Consider the following 15,691-nt stretch of genomic DNA (forward strand, 5'->3'; position numbering starts at 1 on the left):
CCGGAGAGACCCGGTCAGAGCCGGTCGTCCACCGCGTCGGCGGGCAGGACGTACTTGATATCGTACAGCACCGACTGCTCCTTGCCGAACGCGCGGATGCCCTCGGCGCCCATCTCCTTGAACTGCCGGTGGCCGACGGCGACGATGATGCCGTCGTAGTCGCCCTTCTTCGGGTTCTCGACGAGGTCGATGCCGTATTCGTGGCGCGCCTCGGCGGGGTCCACCCAGGGGTCGTGGACGTCGACGTGCAGGCCGTAGGATTCCAGCTCCGCGACGATGTCCACCACCCGGGTGTTGCGCACGTCCGGGCAGTCTTCCTTGAAGGTGAGGCCCATGATGAGCACCTTGCCGTCCTTCGGCTGCATGCCCCGCTGGATCATGAGCTTGATGACCTTGCCGGCGACGAAGTAGCCCATGGAGTCGTTGATGCGGCGGCCGGCCAGGATGACCGTGGGGTTGTAGCCCACGTCCTCGGCCTTGTGGGTGAGGTAGTAGGGGTCCACGCCGATGCAGTGGCCGCCCACCAGGCCCGGACGGAAGGGCAGGAAGTTCCACTTGGTGCCGGCGGCGACCAGCACCTCCTCGGTGTCGATGCCGATGCGGTCGAAGATGAGGGCGAGTTCGTTGACCAGCGCGATGTTGAGGTCGCGCTGGGTATTCTCGATGACCTTGGCCGCCTCGGCCACCTTGATGCTGGAGGCGAGGTGGGTGCCGGCTTCGATAATGGTCTTGTAGACCGAGTCGATGTATTCCGCCGCCTCGGGCGTGGAGCCGGAGGTGACCTTGAGGATGTTCGGCAGGCGGTGCTGCTTGTCGCCCGGGTTGATGCGCTCGGGGCTGTAGCCTACGTAGAAATCCTTGTTCATCTTCAGGCCGGAGCCTGCTTCCAGCAGGGGCACGCAGAACTCCTCGGTGGCGCCGGGGAAAACGGTGGACTCGTAGACCACGGTGTCGCCGGGTGAGAGCACCCGCGCCAGGGTTTCGCTGGCGGATTTCAGCGGGGTCAGCACCGGGCGCTTGGACTGGCCGATGGGGGTGGGCACGGTCACCACGTAGAAGTTGCACTCGGCGAGCTTGTCGGGATCTGTGGTGTAGGAGAGATGCTCGGCCGCCGCCAGCTCCTCCGGCGTAGTCTCCAGGGTCGTGTCCTCGCCGGCCTGCAGCTCGGCCACGCGCTCGGCCTTCAGGTCGTAGCCCACGGTGGGATAGAAACGGCCGAATTCCACCGCCAGCGGCAGGCCGACGTAGCCGAGGCCGACCACGCCGATGCGGATCTTGTCGATGTCGAACACGGTGCTTCCAGTGCCGGTGAGCCGGCGGTGGTGGTGTCAAATTGGAGGGATTCTAGCGCGGGTTTGGTGGTCTGGCATGGGCACCGATCACATGTAGGAGGGGATTTATCCCCGATTTATTATTCGAATCGGGCCTGAAGGCCCTCCTACAGCCCCGATCCGTCAGCCTCGCCAGATCGCGCCCCCGCTGGCCTCCTCTATCCGTTTCAGGAACGCCTCGTGGGCCGCCACCTCCTCTTCCGAGGCCTCGATGACGCGCAGGCGGGCGTTGCCGCGGTCGATGCTGACCACGGTGTCCACGGCCGCGCCGTCGCCGCCCTCGCCGGCATCCAGGGACAGCGCGCCCTGGCCGCCGGTCATCGCCAGGTAGACGTCGGCGAGCAGGCGGGCGTCGAGGAGCGCGCCGTGGAGGTCGCGCTGGGAGTTGTCCACCTCGTAGCGCTTGCAGAGCGCATCCAGGCTGTGGCGCTGGCCCGGGTGCATCTTCCGGGACATGGACAGCGTGTCCAGGATGCCGCAGTGGCCGTCCAGCTGGCAGATGCGGTGCTCGATGAGCTTCAGCTCGTGCTCCAGGAAGCCCACGTCGAAGGGGGCGTTGTGGATGACGAGCTCGGCGCCGGCCAGGAACTCCAGCAGCTCCTCGGCGATCTCGGCGAAGCGGGGCTTGTCGGCCAGGTCCTCGTTACGGATGCCATGGACGGCAATGGCGCCCTCCTCGATCTCCCGGTCCGGGTTCAGGTAGCGGTGGAAGTGCCTGCCGGTGGGCCGGCGGTTCACCATTTCGATGCAGCCGATCTCGATGATGCGGTGGCCCTGCTCCGGGTCCAGGCCGGTGGTCTCGGTGTCCAGTACGATCTGCCGCACGCCTGTCTGCCCTCCTCTCTTATCTTAGCGTCCGCCGGTCCGCTGTCAGCCCGGCCCGTCAGCCCAGTTCGTCGATGCCCCGGTTGGCGAGTTCGTCCGCCTTCTCGTTGCCGGGATCGCCCGAGTGGCCTTTCACCCAGCGCCAGTCTACCTCATGGCGCTCCTGGGCCAGGTCCAGGGCCTGCCACAGGTCCTTGTTCTTCACCGGCTTCTTCGCTGCCGTCTTCCAGCCCTTGCGCTTCCAGTTGGCGAGCCAGGACTTGATGCCGTCGCGAAGGTAGATGGAGTCTGTGTGCAGGACCACGTGGCAGGGCTTTTTCAGCGCGTTCAGCGCCTCAACGGCCGCGGTCAGCTCCATGCGGTTGTTGGTGGTGTGGCGTTCGCCGCCCCAGAGTTCCTTGCGGCGGCTGCCGGAGAGGAGCAGCGCGCCCCAGCCGCCCACGCCGGGGTTGCCGCGGCAGGCACCGTCCGTATAGATGTCGACCCGGGGGAGGCTCAATTCTCTTCGCGGAGCTCGTGCACGGTGCGGGCCGTGGGCCGCGCGAGGCCGCCGACCGCCGCGGCCGGCCGGCGCCAGCGCTGGCGGACCGGTGTGAGGGTGTAGAGCTGCTTCTTGGCCGTGAGGGCGTAGCAGCTGGCAAGCTCCGGCCACCAGCGATCACCGATGGCCTCCCAGCGCCGCACGGCGGGCTTGCGATTGCCGCCGACCGGCCAGCGGAAGAAATAACGGCGCACGCCGTGGATCTTCATGTCCAGGAGCCGCAGCCAGTCCGAGAGCTGGCGATCCGAGATCATGGTGGGGCGGCCCGGCGGGTAGCTGCCCCAGGTCAGCAGCCGGCGCAGGCCCCAGAGTCCGCCGGGGCGGAAGCCCATGACCACCAGCTGGCCGTCGGCGCGGAGCACGCGGTAGACCTCACGCAGCACCGCGTGCGGGTGGTCGGTGAGGTCGAGGGTGTGGGGCATGAACACGACATCGACAGAGTCGCTCTCGATGGGCAGCCGGGCCGGTTCGGCGATGACGTCGCCGGTCTCCGGCGCGCCGGGCATGGTGGTGAGCCAGGCCGACTGGGTGCGGGCGGAGGGCAGGAACAGCTCGCGGCTGCCCCACAACCCGATCTGCAGCAGCTGCTCGCCGAACAGCCCGTCCAGCATCTCGCGGGCGAGACGCGCCTCCACCTCCAGCAGCGAGCTGCCGATGGGGGTCTGCAGCCACTCCTGCAGCGGATCGGTGATTGAGATCGGTGCCATAAGCCTGCCGGGTCCTCGGAAAACGGTCCAGCTGCGAAGATGTGAGCCGCGTGCTTGCGCCGGCCCGCCTGGTGGGTAGGATAGCCGAATGCGCATGTGGATCGGAAACGTGGTGGTGGCGGCCCTGATGGCAGGGGCCGCGCCGGTTGTTGGCGGGGTGTCGGATATCGGAATCGGGGCCGGGATCGGGGATAAATCCCCTCCTACGTTGATTGAAACGCACCCTTCCCTCCACCCGGCCCTGCGCCGCGACGTCCTCCGCCCGCTGGGCGAGCCGAAGCCGGTGGGGCCGGTCAACCTGATCGACCGCATCCGCGACGGCATGTCGCTGCCCGTGCCGGACGAGCGGCGGGTGCGCCAGGAACTCGCCTGGTATTCGCGCCATCCGGATTATCTGGACCGGGTGCTGACCCGGGCCTCGGCCTACCTGCCCCACATCGTGGCGGAGATCGACCGCCGCGGGCTGCCGATGGAACTCGCGCTGCTGCCGGTGGTGGAGAGCGCCTACGACCCGTTCGCCTATTCCCACGGCCGCGCCGCGGGGCTGTGGCAGATCATCCCGGGCACCGGGCGGCGCTTCGGGCTGAAGCAGAACTGGTGGTACGACGGCCGCCGGGACGTGGTGGAGTCCACCCGCGCGGCGCTGGACTACCTCGAGTACCTGCACGGGCTGTTCGACGGCGACTGGGAGCATGCCATCGCCGCGTACAACTCCGGCGAGGGCAACGTGGGCCGAGCCATCCGCCGCAATAAGGCCGCGGGCAAGCCCGTCGACTTCTGGAACCTGCGCCTGCCGCGGGAGACCAGCGCCTACGTGCCGCGGCTGCTGGCGCTGTCGAAACTGGTGGCGGATCCGGCCACGCATGGCATCGCCCTGCCCGCGGTGCCGGACGAGCCCCGCTTCGAGGTGGTGGCGATCGGCAGCCAGCTGGACCTGGCGCTGGCGGCGGAACTCGCCGGCATCGACATCGACGAGCTCTACGCCTACAACCCGGGCCTCAATCGCTGGGCCACGGATCCCACCGGGCCTCACCGGCTGACGGTGCCCATCGAGGCGGCGGAGCTGTTCCGCGAGCGGCTGGCGGGCGTGCCCGTGGCCGAGCGGGTGCGCTGGAAGCGGCACAAGGTGGCCAACGGCCAGACGCTGTCGGAGATCGCCGAACTCCACGGCACGACCATGGGCGCCATCCGCCGCAGCAACAACCTGAACGGCAACCTGATCCGCGCCGGCAGCTACCTGCTGATCCCGGCGGCGACGAAGCCGCTCTCGGCGTATTCCTTGAGCGCGGACGCGCGGCTGGCGAAGCTGCAGGAACGCCAGAGCGGCGCCGGCACTGTCGAGCACGTGGTGCGCGGCGGCGAGAGCTTCTGGACCATCAGCCGCAAGTACGGCGTGGGCGTGCGGGAACTCGCCAAGTGGAACGGCATGGCGCCGGGCGACACGCTCTCCGTGGGCCGCAGGCTGGTGGTGCACAACGCCACCGTGCGCGAGGCGCCGACGCCGACCGCGTCCATTGAAGGCAAGGTGCGGAAGGTACGCTACACGGTGCGGCGCGGGGATTCGCTGTCGCTGATCGCGAGCCGCTTCCGCGTCAGCGTGCGGGACATCACCCGCTGGAACGGCATCGATGCGTCGAAGATCCTGCGGCCGGGGGACAAGATCACGATGTACGTGGACGTGACGGCGCAGTCGAGCTGACTCGCGACCGACCCGACCTTCTACTGGTGTCCACCCGCTGACGGGCCCGTAGCCGAGAGGATCGGCACCCAGTCAGTAAGCGTCGCTGACTGGCGCTTCCCTTACGCCCCGCTGGGGGGCGAAAGCAGGGAACCGGGCCTCAAGGTCCTCTCGCCGAGGAGTCGGTGGCCTCAGACCCGATCCACTTCGCCAATCTCGGCTGCCAACCCGTTCGGCCACAATCTGGTGAGCGAACGTCGTGTTGCCCACCTGACGAGGTCCGAGGAGAGCAACAGCAGGGTTATTCCTGCAGGAGCCCCTGCGATTTCCCTTGCAGTCGTCGCGTTAACATCCTTGCAATTGCGGAATGTTACTTCCGATTTGCAAGGATGCAGGCGGGTCATTAGGCCCGAGTGCTCGTGGTGGCGTGAAGGGGCTGCCAGTCAGCAGCGCCGACTGACTGGCGCCAAGCCTCTCGGCTACGGGCCCGTCAGCGGCTGGGGTGGACTGCTGGGGTCGTCCGGGCCGACTGGAGCCATGACGGCGGGAAGGAGGCCCGGCCGAAGCGAAGGAGGACAGGACGTCCGACTGAGCGTCCCCAGCGGTCCGCCCCAGCCGATGGCGGGCCAACGCCAGGAGAACCGGATCGGGCCTGAAGGCCCTCCCACACGAGTGCCGACGCGGTCCGGGAGCCCTCAGTCGTCGAGCGACATGCCGATGTGGTGGTAGCCGCCATCCACGTAGACGATCTCGCCCGTGATGCCCGCGGCCAGGTCCGAGCACAGAAACGCCGCGGTGTTGCCCACGTCCATGGCCGTGATGTTGCGCTTCAGCGGCGAGACCTGCTCCACGTGTTTCAGCATCTTGCGGAAGCCGCCGATGCCGGCGGCGGCCAGGGTCTTGATGGGGCCGGCGGAGATGCCGTTCACGCGGATGCCCTTCTCGCCCAGGTCGGCGGCCAGGAAGCGCACGTTGGCCTCGAGGCTCGCCTTGGCCAGGCCCATGACGTTGTAGTTCGGCACGGCGCGCACGGCGCCCAGGTAGGTCAGGGTCAGGACCGAGGCGTCGCGGCCCTCCATCATCGGCAGCGCGGCCTTGGTGAGGCCGGCCAGGCTGTAGCTGGAGATGTCGTGGGCGATCTGGAAGCCCTCGCGGGTAACGCTCTCGAGGTAGCCGCCGGCGAGCTGGTCGCGGGGGGCGAAGCCGACCGAGTGGACGAGGATGTCGAGCCCGTCCCAGGCCTTGCCGAGTTCGGCGAAGACGTTGTCGATCTCGGCGTCCGAGGCGACGTCCAGGGGATAGCAGAGATCGGAGCCCACCTCGGCCGCCATGTCCTCCACCCGTTTCTTCAGCTTGTCGTTCTGGTAGGTGAACGCGAGCTCGGCGCCTTCCCGATGCATGGCCTGGGCGATGCCCCACGCGATGGAGCGGTTACTGGCGAGCCCGACGATGAGCGCCTTCTTGCCTGCGAGAAATCCCATAGCATCCCCTCGTGCCCAGCTGACTGTGCCGGCATTGTACCGTCGTTGCTCTATACTACCCAGAGCCTGGCTGTGCACCGGACCGGTGGATTCGTGACGCGCATGAAGAGACAGGGAAGCAGCAGCGGCGGCGCAGGACCCGTGCACCGGTGATCGCCCGCATCCTCCCCTGGCAGCGCATGGGCTTCTGGCTGCGCCGGACGCTCCGCAAGGTGTGGGTGCGGGTCGTCGGATTCGCCATCCTCGCCGTGGCATCCGCGGTACTCGCCCGTCTCCTGTCGCCGTTCGTGCCCGCGGAGCTCGCCCCCCGTCTCGGCGCGGACGCGGTCGGCCAGATCCTCGTCACTCTGGCCTCCTCCATGCTCGCGGTCACGACCTTCTCGCTGTCGATCGCCGTCTCGGCCTTCGCCGCGGCCGCGAGCACTGCGACGCCCCGGGCCACGGCGCTGCTGCAGGAAGATCACACCACCCAGAACGTGCTGGCCACTTTCCTCGGCGCGTTCCTGTTCAGCCTGCTGGGACTGATCGGTCTGCGGGCGAATGTCTATGACGATTCCGGCACGGTCATCCTGTTTCTGTTTACCGTGCTGGTGGTCGCGCTCGTGATCGTCGCGCTGATCCACTGGATCGGCCACCTGATGAGCTTCGGCCGCATGCACGACACGCTGGATCGCGTGGAGGCGGCGGCCAGCGACGCCTTCGAACGCCGGGTCGAGCGCCCCTATCTCGGCGCCAATCCCATGCCGCAGACCCTGCCGCAGCGCCTCACGGCCGTCGCGTCGCAGCACACGGGGTACGTGCAGTACCTCGACGTGCAGGCGCTGCAAGAGTGCGCGGCGGAGCTCGATGCCCGCATCTACGTTACCGCATTGCCCGGCAGCTTCGTGCATCTGGCGGCACCGCTGGTCCGCGTGACGGCGAGCGACCTCGATCCGGAAAGCGAAGAGCGGATCCGCAGCGCTTTCTCGATCGGCCGCGACCGCACCTTCGAGGAGGATCCGCGCTTCGGTCTCATCGTCCTCTCGGAGATCGCCTCGCGCGCCCTCTCGCCCGCGGTGAACGATCCGGGCACGGCCATCTCCGTCATCGGCCGACTCGTCGCCATCCTCTCCCGCTGGCAGCCGGCGGAAGATGCCGAGGTGCTTTATCCGCACGTCTTCGTGGAACCGATCACGCCGGAAGACGTTCTGGAGGATGCCTTCCGTCCGATCGCGAGGGACGGCGCGGGCCTGATCGAGGTCCAGCTACGGCTGCAGGCCGCGTTTCGCGCGCTGCGGGATACGGGCACGCCGAATCTGGCGGACGCGGTGGTCGCGGCTTCCCGCGCGGCACTGGATCGGGCCCGGGCGGCGGGGCTCCGGCCGGCCGAACTCGCCACGCTGGAGGAAGCCGCGATCGGGGACAGCGCAACAGGCGCTGCCGCCGGAACGGCCGGGCCCGGAGAGGCACAACGTTGATTGAGAAACTCCACCGCAAGATCCGGCTGCTCTACACCGGCCGCAGCCGCAATGCGCGGCGCTTCCGCTACGGGCTGATCGCGTTCGACGCCCTCACCATCGGCTACTTCATCCTGACCGCGGCAGCGACGCCCACGCCGCTGCTGCGCGGCATCAGCACCGTACTCGGCGTGCTGATACTCGCGGACCTCGCGGCGCGCCTCTGGATCTCGACCAACCGGCGCAAGGAACTGCTGCGGATCTACACCCTCGCGGACATCATCGTGGTGGCGGCGTTGCTGCTGGCACCGCTCTTCACCGAAGAGCTGGCTTTTCTCCGCGTATTGCGCGGTCTGCGGCTGATCCACGCCTATCACCTGATCCGCGATCTGAGACGCGAGAGCCGTTTCTTCCGGCTGCACGAGGACTCGGTCCTGGCCGCCGTGAACCTCTTCGTGTTCCTGTTCGTGACGACTTCCTTCGTATTCGTGTTCGCCTTCGAGGACCGAACCGGCGCCGCCGCCTACATCGACGCGCTCTACTTCACTGTGGCGACGCTGACGACGACCGGCTTCGGCGACATCACCATGACGACGCCGGGTGGCAAACTGCTGGCGGTGTTCATCATGGTGGTGGGCGTCGCGCTGTTCTTCCAGCTCGCGCGTGCGATCGTCCAACCCTCGAAGGTGCACTACAAGTGTCCCGGATGCGGACTGACGCGCCACGACCCGGACGCCATCCACTGCAAGCACTGCGGCGAGTCGCTGAAGATCGAGACCGAAGGCGGCGAGGGGTAGGAGGGCCTTCAGGCCCGATCCGCTGTGGGCGGGCCTTCAGGCCCGGTTCCCTTCTTTTGTGGCCGCCCTGCGGAGGTATCCATCTTGCTCCCGACAAAAGGTCGCGTCGATGGATACCCCCGCATGACGGCCGCCTCGTGGTGGCGTGAAGTGATTGCCAGTCAGTGACGGTTACTGACAGCTGCCAAACCTTCCGGCTACGGGCACGTCAGCGGCTGGGGCGGGCTGCGGGGGTCGTCCGGGCCGACTGTAGCCAGGACGGCGGGAAGGAGGCCTGGCCGAAGCGAAGGAGGACAGGACGTCCGACTGAGCGTCCCCCGGAGCCCGCCCCAGTCGATGACGGGCCAACGCCAACAGAAAGCCGAATCGGGCCTGAAGGCCCTCCTACGTTCTTTCGATGGCGATGTTCGTCTCCTCGCCTTCGAGCCGCGCGATTATCGTCGCGCAGCAGGCATCCCCGAAGACGTTTACTGCCGTGCGGGCCATGTCGAGGATGCGGTCGAAGACGAACAGCACGCCGATGGCCTCCAGCGGCAGCCCAATGGTCTGCAGGATGATGGCGATCGCCACCAGCGAGGCCTGGGGCACGCCGGCGACGCCGATGGAGGTCACCAGCGCCGTGAGCACGATGATGAACTGCACGCCGAGGGTGATCTCCAGCCCGTAGGCCTGGGCGATGAACATGGCGGCGACGCATTCGTACAGCGCCGTGCCGTTCATGTTGACGGTGGCGCCGAGCGGCAGCACGAAGCTCGCGATCTTCTTCGAGACGCCCACGTTGTCCTCCACGCACTCCATGGTCACCGGCAGGGTGGCGGAGGACGAGGCGGTGGAGAAGGCGGTCAGCAGTGCCGGCGCCGTGCCGTTGAACATGGCCGCCGGCCGCACCCGCGCGATGTAGCGCAGGAACAGGGGCAGGGTCAGGAAGGTGTGGATGGCGAGCGCGCCGGCGACGATGAACGCGTACTTCGTGAGGATGGTCAGGAAGTCCGCCACCTCGCTGAAGTCGAGGCTCGCGATGACGCCCGCGATGAGCCCGAACACGCCGATGGGGGCGAAGCGCATGATGAGGTCGGTCATGCGCATCATGACCTCGAAGACCGCCTCCCAGAACCGGTAGAGCGTGCCGGCGTAGGCGTCGTCCAGGCGGGTCATGAAGTAACCGAACAGCAGGCTGAAGAAGATCAGCCCGAGCATCTCGCCGTTCGCCGCGGCGGCGATGATGTTGGGCGGGATCATGCGGATGAAAATCTCGACGATGTCGCTGGCGTCGCGGCCGCCGACCCGGTCCTCCACGTCCTCGGTGCTCGCCTCCAGCGCCAGCAGCTGCTTCGCGGGCTCGCCGTTGTAGATGCCCGGCTGGAAGATGTTGACCAGGACCAGCCCGACCAGGATGGCGGCAAGCCCCGTGGTGGCGTAGAACAGCAGCGTGCGCGCGCCCAGGCGGCCGATGGCGCTGCCCTTGCCCATGCCGGCCACGCCCACGATGATGGACGAGGTGATCAGGGGCACGATCAGCATCTTCAGCGCGTTGACGAACAGGTCGCCGATGAAGCCGTAGCCGGCGGTGAGGAAGCCGCGGCCTGGCGACTCCGCCGGCAGCAGGCCGGTGGAGATGCCCGCGATCAGCGCCAGGAAGATGGCGATGGCGATCTGCCAGTGGAGCTTCAATCTCAACACGTTGCCCCCCCGCGGGTTGTTTTCTTATTGGCAGGTCGGGCCTGAAGGCCCTCCTACGTGATTAGAAATGTAGGAGGGGCTTTAGCCCCGATCAGCTCTAACAAACGCAGGCGCCGGTCGGGCCTGAAGGCCCTCCTACATTAAAATCTGTCGTCGAACGGTGCCGCCGTGCCGCGCACGATCTCCGCCTCTTCGACCAGCTGGTCGATGAACGCGCTCAGGTCCGAGATGCCGGCCTGGCGGGCCAGGCCCTGGCGGGCCTGTTCGCGCTGCTCCGGCGGGATGGTCTCGGGCCGGCCCGGCGATACGTCGGTCAGGCGGTAGAGCACGTAGCCGCCGTCGGCGGTGGCGACGCTGCCGACCTTCGCGCCGCTGGCCGGCATCTCCGCGGAGAACACGGCGGCGACCAGTGCCTGGGGCAGGTCCTGCGCGTTGCGGTTGATCTGGCGGTCGGCGACGGCCTCGGCCTCCATCTCGGCGGCCGCTTCCTCCAGCGGCATGCCGCCTTCGACGTTCGCGCGCAGCTCCTCGAGCTTCGCCCGCGCCATGACGGCGGCCGCCTCGCGGCGGGCGCGGCGCTCGACCTCGTCGCGCACGTCGGCCAGCGGCTGACGGGAGGCTTCCCGGTGCTCGGTCACCTGCACCACCATGACCCGGTCTTCGGCCAGGTTCAGAAGGTCGCTGGTGGCGCCTTCCGGCACGGCATTCTCGCCGAACAGGGTGTCCAGCAGCAGCGGCGCAGGCCCGAGCTCGGCGCTGCCGCTGCGGCTGTAGTCCTCGGCCGTGCTCACCTGCATGTCCAGCGCCGCCGCCGCCTCGTCCAGGTCCGGCGTGTCGAAGAGCTGGTCGGCGAGCGCGTTGCTGAGTTCGAGATACTGCTCGCCGATGCGCTCGGCCCGATAGGCGGCCACGAGTTCGTCCCGAACCTCGTCGAGGGTCGGCGAGCCGCCGCCGCGCACGCCGTCCAGGCGCAGCACGTGGAAGCCGAATTCGCTCTCGACCGGACCGCGGATCTCGCCCTCCTGCATGTCGAAGACGGCCTCTTCCACCGACTCGACGAACTGGCCCCGGGCCACCCAGCCGAGGTCGCCGCCCTGCTCCGCACTCAGCGTATCGTCGGAGTACTCGGCCGCCAGCGCGGCGAAGTCCTCGCCGGCCTTCGCCCGCTCGGTCAGCTCCGCGGCCAGCGCGCGGGCCTCGTCCTCGCTGCGCTCGTCGGTGGTGAGGAGGATGTGGCTGGGGTTACGTTCCTGGTCCCGGGTGTAGGAGTCCTTCACGTCGTCGAAGTAGGCGGCGAGCTCCTCCTCGGAGGGCGTGATGCGCTCGGCGATGGTATCCCGGGAGATCTCGATGTAGTCGAAGGTGACGCTGGCCGGGGTCTGGAACAGCTCCGGGTGGCTGTCGTAGTAGGCCTGCAGTTCCTCGTCGCCGATCTCGACGGCGTCCATGTAGTCCTCGATGCCGAATTCGAGGTAGCTGATGGTGCGGGTCTCGCGATCGAGCTCGATGTAGCGGCGCAGCTCCGAGGGCGTGGAGAAGGCGGTGGCCTCCACGGCGCTCTGCAGCTGGTCGATCTGCAGCGCGCGGCGCTGGTCGGCCTCGAAGCCGGCCGGCACGATGCCGCGGCTGGCGAGCAGCCCGCGGTAGAGCTCGAAGGAGAACCGGCCGTTCTCCTGGAAGGCCGGGATCTCGCGGATGGACTGCTGGACGGCGGCGTCGCTGACCCGGTAGCCCTGCTCGCGCAGGTACTGGGTGAGGAGCGTGGAGCGGATGACGCCCTCGTAGGCGGCCTGGCGGAGCTGGTCCTCGAGCACCGGCGGGATCTCGTCCAGCTGCTCGCGGATGCGGGCCGCCTGATTCTGGTAGGCCACGCGGATCTGCTGCGGCGGAATCTCCTGGCCGTTGACCTTCACCGCGAACCCGCCCTGTGCCATGCCGCCGTAGTTGTAGCCGACGAATATGAACGGGATGCACAGGAGGGCCAGGACGACGAGCGCCATCGGACCGGTGATCTTCTGTCTGATGTTCTGGAGCATGGCGTGAACTCTAAAGCGCTACCCTCATAAACGAAGGGCCTCCGCGTGGAGGCCCTTCTTCTTATGGCGGAGTGGACGGGACTCGAACCCGCGACCCCCGGCGTGACAGGCCGGTATTCTAACCAGCTGAACTACCACTCCATTGCTGGTGGGTGCTGAGGGGATCGAACCCCCGACCTTCGCCTTGTAAGGGCGACGCTCTCCCAGCTGAGCTAAGCACCCGGGCGTTCCGACGGTTCGATCAGGCGGTCTTTCGACCTCCCTGCAGCACGACACCGGGCGAGCCCGGTGCCGAAAGGCCGGCTAGTTTACGGCATCCTTCAGGCCTTTGCCAGCCTTGAATCCGGGCACATTGCTGGCGCTGATTTGGATGCTCTCACCCGTGCGCGGGTTGCGCCCGGTACGTGCAGCGCGGTGCTTCACCGAGAAGGTTCCGAAGCCTACCAGCGAGACAGTGTTGCCCTGCTTCAGGGCACCGGTGATGCTGTCCAGGACAGCGTCCACGGCACGCGTCGCATCCGCCTTGGACAGGTCGGCTGAATCGGCAACGGCTTCGATCAGTTCAGCTTTGTTCATTACTCACCCTCGAATGACTTCCTCAAGAAATTTCAGGCACGGACAGCCCGCGACCCCCCTGTTTCAGAGGGCAGACTACTCCTAAAGCGCCCATGACTGCAATTGCGGCACCGCGCAACGCATCGGCCCGATCAGTGCGCCCGCACGGCGTCGCCGCCCTTCTCCTCCGCGGGCTTGGCAGCCTCCTTGTCGGCGCTCGCGTCCTCTTCTGCGGCCGGCGTGGGCATGTGCTGCAGTGCGAGCTCGAGCACCTGGTCAATCCACTTCACTGGAAGAATATTAAGCTTGTCCTTGATGTTCTTTGGGATTTCCACCAGGTCCTTGGCGTTCTCTTCCGGGATGAGCACGGTCGTGATGTTGCCCCGGTGTGCCGCCAGCAGCTTCTCCTTCAGCCCGCCGATGGGCAGCACCTCACCCCTGAGCGTGATCTCGCCGGTCATGGCGACGTCGGATTTCACCGGGATGTCGGTCAATGCCGAGACCAGCGCCGTGCACATGCCGACGCCCGCGCTGGGGCCATCCTTCGGCGTCGCGCCCTCCGGCACGTGGATGTGCACGTCGGACTTCTGGTGGAAGTCCGGGTCGATGCCGAGCAGCTTGCTGCGACCGCGCACGATGGTCATGGCCGCCTGAATCGACTCGGTCATCACCTCGCCCAGCTGGCCGGTGTGGGTGAGCTTGCCCTTGCCGGGCACGACGGCGGCCTCGATGGTGAGGAGCTCTCCCCCCACCTCGGTCCAGGCGAGACCGGTGACCTGACCGACCTGGTCTTTCTCCTCGGCACGGCCGTAGCGGAAACGCTCGACGCCGAGATAACGGTTGATGCTCTTCGGTCGGATCGTCACCCGCTTCTTCTGCTTTTTCAGCAGCAGTTCCTTCACCACCTTGCGGCAGATCTTGGCGATCTCGCGCTCGAGATTACGCACGCCCGCCTCGCGGGTGTAGAGCCGGATGATCTGGTAGACGGCGGGCCGGGTGATGTGCAGCTCCTCGTCCTTGAGACCGTTCGCCTCCAGCTGCTTCGGGATGAGGTAGCGTTCGGCGATGCTCGCCTTCTCGTCCTCGGTATAACCGGGCAGCCGGATGACCTCCATGCGGTCGAGCAGCGGCGGCGGGATGTTCAGGCTGTTGGCCGTGCACACGAACATCACGTCGGAGAGGTCGAAGTCCACCTCGAGGTAATGGTCGTTGAACGTGGAGTTCTGCTCCGGGTCCAGCACCTCCAGCAGCGCCGACGAGGGGTCGCCACGGAAGTCCATGGCCATCTTGTCGATCTCGTCCAGCAGGAACAGCGGGTTACGCGATTCTGCCTTGGCCAGGTTCTGCACGATCTTGCCCGGCAGCGAGCCGATGTAGGTGCGCCGGTGGCCGCGGATCTCCGCCTCGTCGCGGACGCCGCCCAGCGACATGCGCACGAACTTGCGATTGGTGGCCCGGGCGATGGACTGGCCCAGCGAGGTCTTGCCGACGCCCGGTGGTCCCACCAGGCAGAGGATGGGGCCCTTCAGCTTCTTCACCCGGTGCTGGACGGCCAGATACTCGAGGATGCGCTCTTTCACCTTCTCCAGCCCGTAGTGGTCGGCTTCCAGCACATCCTCGGCCTTCGTGAGGTCGCGCAGGATCTTGGTGGACTTCTTCCACGGCACCTTCACCAGCCAGTCGATGTAGTTGCGCACCACGGTGGCCTCGGCCGACATCGGCGACATCAGCTTCAGCTTGTTCAGCTCGGCGGTGGCCTTCTCCTTGACCTCCTTCGGCATGCCGGCCTTCTCGATCTTGTTCTCGAGATCCTGGAGTTCGTTGGGCGCGTCCTCCATCTCGCCCAGCTCCTTCTGGATGGCCTTCATCTGCTCGTTGAGGTAGTACTCGCGCTGGCTCTTCTCCATCTGCTGCTTCACGCGGCCGCGGATGCGCTTCTCGATCTGCAGCACGTCGATCTCGCCCTCGATGAGCGCGAGCACCTGCTCAAGCCGTGTCTTCACGTCCTCGATCTCGAGGATGCGCTGCTTCTCGGAGAGCTTCAGCGCCATGTGGGCGGCCACGGTGTCGGCGAGGCGCCCCGCCTGGTCGATGCCGGACAGGGAGGTAAGAATCTCCGGCGGCACCTTCTTGTTCAGTTTCACGTAATGCTCGAACTGGGCGATGATCGAGCGCGTCAGCACGTCGATCTCCCGCTCGTCGTAGCGGTCGTCGTCGGGCAGCAGGGTGACGTCGGCGGAGAAGTGCTCGCCCTCGTGCAGCGCGTCGATGTGCGCGCGCTCGCCACCCTCCACCAGCACCTTCACGGTGCCGTCGGGCATCTTCAGCAGCTGCAGGATGGTGGCGACGGTGCCGATGTCGTAGAGGTCGCGGCCGGCGGGCTCGTCGGTCTCGGCCTCGCGCTGGGCCACCAGCAGAATCTCCTTGCTCTCTTCCATGGCCAGATCGAGGGCCACCTTGGACTTCTCCCGGCCCACGAACAGCGGAATCACCATGTGGGGGTACACGACCACGTCGCGCAGCGGCAGCACCGGGATGCCGTGGCGTTCGCGGCCGGATTCGCTCGTTAGCAGCTCTTCGTTGGACACTGATCAGACCTCGTGGCTTGTAGTCTCCCGGCGCGC

12 protein-coding genes and 2 tRNA genes are annotated in these 15,691 nt (G+C 67.2%); 3 read left to right on the forward strand and 11 right to left on the reverse strand.

Going from position 1 to position 15,691, the window contains the following annotated elements; genetic code table 11:
* Positions 1-14 precede the first annotated feature (14 nt).
* From tviB to ACJMKX_RS09115, 4 genes are all read right to left on the reverse strand, one after another.
* On the reverse strand, positions 15-1,292 hold the full coding sequence (gene tviB, locus ACJMKX_RS09100) for a Vi polysaccharide biosynthesis UDP-N-acetylglucosamine C-6 dehydrogenase TviB (RefSeq protein ID WP_405223966.1): 1,278 nt from the start codon (positions 1,290-1,292) through the stop codon (positions 15-17).
* Positions 1,293-1,454: 162 nt separating this feature from the next.
* Complete coding sequence (gene dnaQ, locus ACJMKX_RS09105) at positions 1,455-2,156, reverse strand: DNA polymerase III subunit epsilon (RefSeq protein ID WP_405223968.1); 702 nt, start codon at positions 2,154-2,156, stop codon at positions 1,455-1,457.
* Positions 2,157-2,214: 58 nt separating this feature from the next.
* Entirely contained in the window at positions 2,215-2,655 is a 441-nt protein-coding gene (gene rnhA / locus ACJMKX_RS09110; protein ID WP_405223970.1) for a ribonuclease HI, read from the reverse strand.
* Positions 2,652-3,404 (reverse strand): class I SAM-dependent methyltransferase, encoded by a 753-nt coding sequence (locus ACJMKX_RS09115; protein WP_405223972.1) that lies wholly within the window; start codon positions 3,402-3,404, stop codon positions 2,652-2,654. Before ACJMKX_RS09115 ends, rnhA begins: the two co-directional genes overlap by 4 nt.
* Positions 3,405-3,612: 208 nt before the next feature.
* Here ACJMKX_RS09115 and ACJMKX_RS09120 point away from each other — a divergent pair, with 208 nt between their 5' ends.
* Entirely contained in the window at positions 3,613-5,103 is a 1,491-nt protein-coding gene (locus ACJMKX_RS09120; RefSeq protein ID WP_405223974.1) for a LysM peptidoglycan-binding domain-containing protein, read from the forward strand.
* A 674-nt stretch (positions 5,104-5,777) separates the two neighbouring features.
* Here the strand turns inward: ACJMKX_RS09120 and ACJMKX_RS09125 are convergent.
* Entirely contained in the window at positions 5,778-6,563 is a 786-nt protein-coding gene (locus ACJMKX_RS09125; protein WP_405223976.1) for an enoyl-ACP reductase FabI, read from the reverse strand.
* Between the two features lie 149 nt (positions 6,564-6,712).
* Here ACJMKX_RS09125 and ACJMKX_RS09130 point away from each other — a divergent pair, with 149 nt between their 5' ends.
* Positions 6,713-8,020, forward strand: a complete 1,308-nt coding sequence (locus ACJMKX_RS09130) for a DUF2254 domain-containing protein (RefSeq protein ID WP_405223978.1) — start codon at positions 6,713-6,715, stop codon at positions 8,018-8,020.
* On the forward strand, positions 8,020-8,796 hold the full coding sequence (locus ACJMKX_RS09135; protein WP_405224562.1) for an ion channel: 777 nt from the start codon (positions 8,020-8,022) through the stop codon (positions 8,794-8,796). The genes ACJMKX_RS09130 and ACJMKX_RS09135 overlap by 1 nt, the downstream gene beginning before the upstream one ends.
* 384 nt (positions 8,797-9,180) lie before the next feature.
* Here ACJMKX_RS09135 and ACJMKX_RS09140 read toward each other — a convergent pair whose 3' ends face one another.
* The 6 genes from ACJMKX_RS09140 to lon all read right to left on the reverse strand — a co-directional run bounded on the left by ACJMKX_RS09140 (position 9,181) and on the right by lon (position 15,655).
* Positions 9,181-10,476 (reverse strand): dicarboxylate/amino acid:cation symporter, encoded by a 1,296-nt coding sequence (locus ACJMKX_RS09140; protein WP_405223980.1) that lies wholly within the window; start codon positions 10,474-10,476, stop codon positions 9,181-9,183.
* A 140-nt stretch (positions 10,477-10,616) separates the two neighbouring features.
* Complete coding sequence (locus ACJMKX_RS09145) at positions 10,617-12,512, reverse strand: SurA N-terminal domain-containing protein (RefSeq protein ID WP_405223982.1); 1,896 nt, start codon at positions 12,510-12,512, stop codon at positions 10,617-10,619.
* Between the two features lie 64 nt (positions 12,513-12,576).
* Positions 12,577-12,653: transfer RNA gene (locus tag ACJMKX_RS09150), tRNA-Asp, on the reverse strand.
* Positions 12,654-12,658: 5 nt separating this feature from the next.
* A tRNA-Val gene (locus ACJMKX_RS09155) sits at positions 12,659-12,734 on the reverse strand.
* Positions 12,735-12,815: 81 nt separating this feature from the next.
* Positions 12,816-13,088, reverse strand: coding sequence for an HU family DNA-binding protein (locus ACJMKX_RS09160; protein WP_405223984.1), 273 nt, complete (start codon positions 13,086-13,088; stop codon positions 12,816-12,818).
* 131 nt (positions 13,089-13,219) lie between these two features.
* The gene (gene lon / locus ACJMKX_RS09165) at positions 13,220-15,655 is read right to left on the reverse strand and encodes an endopeptidase La (protein ID WP_405223986.1); all 2,436 of its coding nucleotides are present in this window, start codon (positions 15,653-15,655) and stop codon (positions 13,220-13,222) included.
* Positions 15,656-15,691 lie beyond the last annotated feature (36 nt).

The sequence above is a fragment of the Lentisalinibacter sediminis genome (assembly GCF_040706615.1).
Lineage (GTDB): Bacteria > Pseudomonadota > Gammaproteobacteria > Steroidobacterales > Woeseiaceae > Lentisalinibacter > Lentisalinibacter sediminis.